Raw genomic sequence first — 387 nt, forward strand, 5'->3', positions numbered from 1 at the left:
GGATAGGGGTGCCCCACTTCACGGCGGACTGGGCGACAATGGCCCGGGTAGTGGGACACGTGCGAGTAGGCCGCCGCTCACGACGGAGGTAGTACGCAATGGCACTCATCCAACCGATCGGGCGTCCCGAGCCGGACGAGCCGGACGAACCGCGCGGCCGTGGACGGAAGATCGCGCGCTACACCGTGCCGGTCGCCGTGGCGGGCGTGGCGGCGGCGACCATCACGCTGGTGCCGGCGCTGGCCGACGCGGGCAACCCCTCGCTGCCGAAGATCACCGCACAGCAGCTGCTGACGAAGATCGCGGCCTCGAACACCCGGACCGTCGACGGCACCGTGAAGGTGAGCACCGACCTCGGCCTGCCCGACGCGCTCTCGGGGGGCGCGG

General features: G+C 71.8%; 1 pseudogene. It reads left to right on the plus strand.

Annotation, left to right across the window (positions count from 1 at the left end):
- Positions 1-98 precede the first annotated feature (98 nt).
- Positions 99-387 (plus strand): annotated as a pseudogene (locus AC13HU_RS38325) (DUF2092 domain-containing protein); the annotation flags it as partial.

Source organism: Streptomyces sp. NH27 (assembly GCF_056859195.1).